Origin of the sequence: Trichococcus collinsii (assembly GCF_900107505.1) — a bacterium.
In the GTDB taxonomy this organism is placed as follows: Bacteria; Bacillota; Bacilli; order Lactobacillales; family Aerococcaceae; genus Trichococcus; species Trichococcus collinsii.
On the sequence record NZ_FNQH01000020.1, the window covers coordinates 1 to 5,486 of the forward strand.

6 protein-coding genes are annotated in these 5,486 nt (G+C 41.5%); 2 read left to right on the plus strand and 4 right to left on the minus strand.

Annotated features, from left to right (window positions below; genetic code table 11):
* Nucleotides 1-248: 248 nt before the first annotated feature.
* From BLV66_RS15315 to BLV66_RS15330, 3 genes are all read right to left on the minus strand, one after another.
* On the minus strand, nt 249-452 hold the full coding sequence (locus BLV66_RS15315; protein ID WP_068561777.1) for a heavy-metal-associated domain-containing protein: 204 nt from the start codon (nt 450-452) through the stop codon (nt 249-251).
* Between the two features lie 352 nt (nt 453-804).
* Nucleotides 805-3,264, minus strand: a complete 2,460-nt coding sequence (locus tag BLV66_RS15325; RefSeq protein ID WP_086987727.1) for a heavy metal translocating P-type ATPase — start codon at nt 3,262-3,264, stop codon at nt 805-807.
* 15 nt (nt 3,265-3,279) lie between these two features.
* Nucleotides 3,280-3,735 (minus strand): CopY/TcrY family copper transport repressor, encoded by a 456-nt coding sequence (locus tag BLV66_RS15330; protein WP_086987726.1) that lies wholly within the window; start codon nt 3,733-3,735, stop codon nt 3,280-3,282.
* 307 nt (nt 3,736-4,042) lie between these two features.
* Between BLV66_RS15330 and BLV66_RS15335 the strand changes: the two genes are divergently transcribed.
* Together BLV66_RS15335 and BLV66_RS15340 are read left to right on the plus strand one after the other, a co-directional pair.
* Nucleotides 4,043-4,579 (plus strand): hypothetical protein, encoded by a 537-nt coding sequence (locus BLV66_RS15335; protein ID WP_086987725.1) that lies wholly within the window; start codon nt 4,043-4,045, stop codon nt 4,577-4,579.
* Between the two features lie 136 nt (nt 4,580-4,715).
* Nucleotides 4,716-4,952, plus strand: a complete 237-nt coding sequence (locus BLV66_RS15340) for a hypothetical protein (RefSeq protein ID WP_068624651.1) — start codon at nt 4,716-4,718, stop codon at nt 4,950-4,952.
* A 169-nt stretch (nt 4,953-5,121) separates the two neighbouring features.
* On the opposite strand, the gene BLV66_RS15345 is transcribed toward BLV66_RS15340, so the two are convergent.
* Nucleotides 5,122-5,486, minus strand: a 365-nt coding sequence (locus BLV66_RS15345; protein WP_093114582.1) for a DUF305 domain-containing protein, incomplete at its 5' end; no start/stop codon positions are given.

Consider the following 5,486-nt stretch of genomic DNA (forward strand, 5'->3'; position numbering starts at 1 on the left):
ACTATGATCCATCTTGCTGTGATCCATCTGACTATGGTCCATCGCACTATGGTCCATCTTGCTGTGGTCCGTTGGTTTATTCGAACCGTTCTGTTGCTTGTTGTTCATAAACTTATCCTCCTCTTACCTCGATTAAAGAATGAGCCTCAGCTGTTCTCCCTGTTTCTTCATGAAGGATAAAAACTGAGGCTCCCCGAATAGAATCTGAATACAAAAAATTACCTAACTTACAAAATTTTTAAACTACCTTACTCCACTACTGAATACTTTGTGTCCTCTAAAACTGCGACAAATGTTGCTTTATCAATAACGGATCGTGTATTTATAGTAGCTTTTTTGCCTTTCAAATCAACAGACACTGATTCTACTCCCTTTATGGATTCGAATTTTTCTTTTACTCCCTTGGCGCAACCTTCACATTTCATGCCTTCTACGAATACTTCTTGTTTCATAAATTTTTCCTCATTTCTTTTTTTTATTATTAAATTTCTCTTTATCCTTTTTTGAAAGAAATGTTTCAACCGTCAGTCAACTATTAATGAAAACTAAAATGGGGTTGTGTGCAACAGTCGCAATTCTCCGCTTCATTGATCTCCCTTAAAAGATAGGGAATATCGGATAATGCTCCCAGAAACTCATCTTGCTTCGTTTTATTACCTTGAACGAGTGCAATTTTCTTGCTTTCATCAATAGACACGCTCTCCACTGCAGGGAATTTTTTTGTCTTTTCCGCTATTATGTTTAAGCATTTGAAACAAGATAAACTTATAGTTAACTCCATCCTCATTCTACCATCCTCAGTTTTTATTTCATAACAGAAGGTTGAAATCCCTTTAAACGTAATGCATTCAACAAAACAGAAATGGAACTGAAACTCATTGCTGCTGCTGCAATAACCGGGCTGAGCAGAGGACCTCCAAATGCATAAACAACACCCATCGCAAAGGGGATACCAAGTATGTTGTACGCGAATGCCCAAAACAAGTTTTCTTTAATGTTTCGGATGGTGGATTTACTCAATTCAACAGCAGTAGGTACGTCCATGAGATCACTCCGCATTAAGACGACATCTGCTGATTCTATGGCTACATCCGTACCCGAACCGATTGCAATCCCTACATCTGCCTGGGCAAGAGCTGGAGCGTCATTGATTCCGTCGCCAACCATCCCTACCTTTTTGCCTTCATCCTGCAACTTCTTCACTTCATTAGCTTTATCTTCTGGTAAGACTTCGCTCAACACCCGATCGATGCCCACTTGCTTGGCGATGGCCTCAGCGGTCCGTTTGTTGTCTCCGGTGATCATGGCTACTTCGATTCCCATCTTATGCAGCTTCTTGATGGCACGTAAGCTGCTCTCTTTTACAGTATCCGCTACCGCAATGATTCCAGCGATTTTACCATCCTTTGCAATGTACATAGGCGTCTTACCTTGGCTTGCTAATGCATCGGAGGCAGATGCCAAATTTCCCAGACCAATATGCCTTTCGTCCATCAGCTTCTTGTTTCCGAGCAAGAGGTGTTGGCCATTGATTGTCACTTCAATCCCATGTCCTGGAATAGCATTAAACGTTTCTGTTTTCAAGAATGCTAGGCCCTTCTCTTCTGCGCTATTCACGATTGCCTCACCAAGTGGGTGCTCCGAGCCTTTTTCGGCGGAAGCAGAAAGAGTCAGTAATTCCGTTTCGGAAATCCCTTCAGCGGTGATAATATCCGTTACTTTTGGCTTCCCTTCTGTTATCGTACCCGTTTTGTCGAACACAATGGTGTTCAGCTTATGGGTCGTCTCCAACGCTGTCCCGCTCTTGAATAGCACGCCATGCTCTGCACCTTTTCCTGTCCCGATCATAATCGCTGTGGGAGTAGCCAGACCAAGCGCGCATGGGCACGCAATCACCAGTACCGAAATGGCTATAGTCAAGGCGAATACACCTGTTTGACCAGCAAAGTACCACGCTATCGCGGAAAGAATTGCAATCGCAATGACAATCGGAACAAAATACCCGGAAATGATATCAGCCATCTTAGCAATAGGGGCTTTGGATCCTTGGGCATCTTCCACTAGCTTGATAATTTGGGACAGCGCAGTGTCTTTTCCCACTTTTGTCGCCTTGTACCGAATCGTCCCATTTTTGTTGATACTCGCACCAATAATAGCATCTCCCACAGATTTTTCCACGGGGATACTTTCACCTGTGAGCATGGATTCATCTACCGACGTCAATCCTTCGATAACCACGCCATCTACCGGCATTTTCCCACCTGGCCTCACAACGATAATGTCGCCAACCACCACTTCATCAATGGAAATCTCTGACTCTTTTCCGTTTCTTACCACCAGTGCGGTTTTAGGTGCCAATCCCATAAGTTTTTTAATGGCTTCAGAAGTTTTTCCTTTTGTTAAGGTCTCGAGATATTTCCCTAGGACGATTAAAGCTAAGATAACGGCTGCCGTTTCATAGTACAGTTCATTGGCATAAGCTACATCTCCAAGGAAAATCATCCCTGTTGCAAACACGCCATAAAGGAAAGCTGCACTAGTCCCTAGAGAAATCAGCGAATCCATATTAGGGTGCCCTTTAGACAATGCCTTGAACCCATTGCGATATATTTTACTGTTGACCGCAACCACAGGGAGTGTCAGAACGAGTTGAACAATAGCAAAGGCTTCCGGATTCATCATTGGGTTAATGAAATCAGGAAGGGGCGCATTCACCAAATGCCCCATTGCGATATAGAACAACGGAGCTGTAAATAGCGCGGAAATTAGAAACCTGTTCCAGAGACTCTTGATTTCTTTCTGTTTCTTTTCTTTATCCTGGTCTACCGTATCAGCAGTTGCTACTTCTTCATGTGCCTCATAACCTGAATCCATAACCGCCTTTATGATATCGGTAAGGTTCACCATACCCGGATCATACTCCACTACCAGTTTCTCCGTGGCCAGATTTACGGAGGAAAGATTTACTCCTCGTAGTTTCTGGGTTGCCTTTTCAATCGTCTGGGCGCATGAAGCACATGTCATACCCTCAATATTGAATGTTTTTTTAACCGTATTTGAAATGGCTGTATACCCTGCGTCTGCCACTGCTTTTTGAATGTCCGCTTCTGTCAATGCTGAACTGTCAAACTGGATATTCATTTTTTCGGTTGCGAGATTGACGTTCGCAGTCTTTACTCCTGATAATTTCTGAGCAGCCTTCTCTACAGTTTGTGCACAGGATGCACAGGTCATGCCATCTATACTGAATACTTTATTCTCCATTTTTACTTATCCTCCCTATTTTCCATGTTGGTGTAGGTTGCACTGACATTGCTTGGGTAGACATCGGCAGCTAACCTCTTCCACAGCGGAAGTTTTTTTCTTTTCCAAAATCTCTTCCAAGTAGCGGATATCATTAAAGCTCAATACGTTGTCCTTGATCATTTCCCCAATCACATGTCCTATATCTTTATTGCAAATACGGCTGAAAATGTCGCCTGTATAGTTTCGGACAGTAACTTCCTCTGCAACACGTGCCGTGTAGATAAACTTTTTCCCATCTTGCTCAGTGGATAACGCGCCCTTTTCAACCAAACGACCCAACAGAGTTTTGATGGTGGTTGCCTTCCAGTCCATCTTATCTTCCAGGATCGAAATAACTTCCTTACTCGTGACATGATGGTTTGCCCAAACAACACGCATGACTTCCCATTCGGCATCAGTTATGTGGGGAGTTAACGTTCTTGTCTTCATTTTTACCCCTTCTTCCCTGTTATTCGTTTACAAACGTAAACGTTTCTATGCTTATAATTTACACTTGTAAACATTATTTGTCAACTACTCTTTTCTGAATTTACAAAAAGATATACCGAGTCGATAGCGACGCGGTATCAAGGAAGTATGCTAATCTAACAATGCACTGAAATACGAGATTCTAACCTTCATTTGTAAATATTTAGCGTGTTCGCTTTACAAAAACAAACATACGTTCGTATAATTAGGAGTATAAAGGATTTAAATCCAAACAAACAGACTAGCGGCGCTATAGGAAGGTGAAAGTATGATAAAGGAAACTAGAAAGCGAACAGAGAAAGTATTTGAAGAGTACAACGACTACCAAGATAGAGGCATGGTTAAGTGGTTAACGGCATTCTCAATGGAAGAACTGACAAGGTCCATTTCTGCTGGAAAAGAAGAGGCTCTGAAGGCTATCCCTATCCTCGCTCAAATGAATACAACTGAAATTGACGAAGTACTAGTAGAAGCTCTACATAAAAACAGGCCCGTATCAATTCAATTGAATCAAAAGGATCACCTCGGGCGTCAAATTGAGTCGATAGTAGGTCATTTCAGAGGCTCTCTTACGGGAAATAAAATCTTCATTAACGATCAATGGATCTCACTGGAATCTATTCGTAATATACAGCTTTTACAAGAGGAAAAATGGTTCCAGATTCACGTCTTTACAAATAATCGAATGCAGCTATCCGGAAAGAATCCTATTCCAACCTCTTCCTCTATTGAAGAAAATGACACGTTAGATACAGAAATTACCTGGATTGAAGACTTCAATCAGAGCGAGGAATGGATAGAGTAGTCAGCGGCAACTGTGATATCTAGACATCACCGAAGTAGGTCTTCAGAGTATTGCTGTTCAGCGCTTTTTTTTTATTTTTGAACTATTTCTTTCCTGATTAAGAAAGCGTATACTTGAACTTAAGGGGGAAGAATTCTTGGAATATTATGCGAGAGTAGTTGAAAGACTAGAATCCAGAGTAACTTCTACAACATCTTCTATTAAGATAGTAGAAGCATATACACATATGCAGTTGAATGCCGGTGTATCAGAAGAATACCTATCTGATTATTATGCAATCATAGACATTGAGACAGGTAGACTCGATGGCTTGAAAGAAGCACTGAGAATACTGCAATCAGAATTACTAAACTACCACTTGAGTCAGCTGTAGAAGTTGACCTCTTATTTAGAAGAGAATCTCTATACTAAAAGAAGGAACAAAGCTATATTTTATTAGCTGTGTTCCTTCTTTAATGTTCCGAGGTTTTTCGTCTGTAAGGAGGCTTTTTTTAGAGTCGTACCCTCTACCCGCAATTAATTCGTCTCTATCAAAATATCTGTTACTCTCTTTGCTGAATTTCCTCAATTAAAATTTTCATCTCCGCGATCTCTCGCTCCTGTGCAGCTATGATCTCATCTGCTAATTTTCGAACACGCTCGTCTTCTATCGTTGCTCGTTCACTAGCCAAGATGGCAATGGAATGGTGTGGAATCATAGCTTGCATGTAATCCACATCATCTATCGTCGCCTGACTGCGCACCAACCATAAAGAAACACCGAAGATTAAAAAACTCGCTCCCAGTATGATAATATTCCATTTCTTATTATCATACATCTTCCACATAAACGATAGCATCACAACCGCCATCACGGATCCCATAATCAACGTCATTAAGAGCCGCATCTCGCTGAAATAAATATGAT

Bases quoted from the DNA above. Each gene is read 5' to 3' on its own strand.
- BLV66_RS15325 (WP_086987727.1), bottom strand. From the start codon at position 3,264: ATGGAGAATAAAGTATTCAGTATAGATGGCATGACCTGTGCATCCTGT.
- BLV66_RS15335 (WP_086987725.1), top strand. From the start codon at position 4,043: ATGATAAAGGAAACTAGAAAGCGAACAGAGAAAGTATTTGAAGAGTAC.
- BLV66_RS15330 (WP_086987726.1), bottom strand. From the start codon at position 3,735: ATGAAGACAAGAACGTTAACTCCCCACATAACTGATGCCGAATGGGAA.
- BLV66_RS15315 (WP_068561777.1), bottom strand. From the start codon at position 452: ATGAAACAAGAAGTATTCGTAGAAGGCATGAAATGTGAAGGTTGCGCC.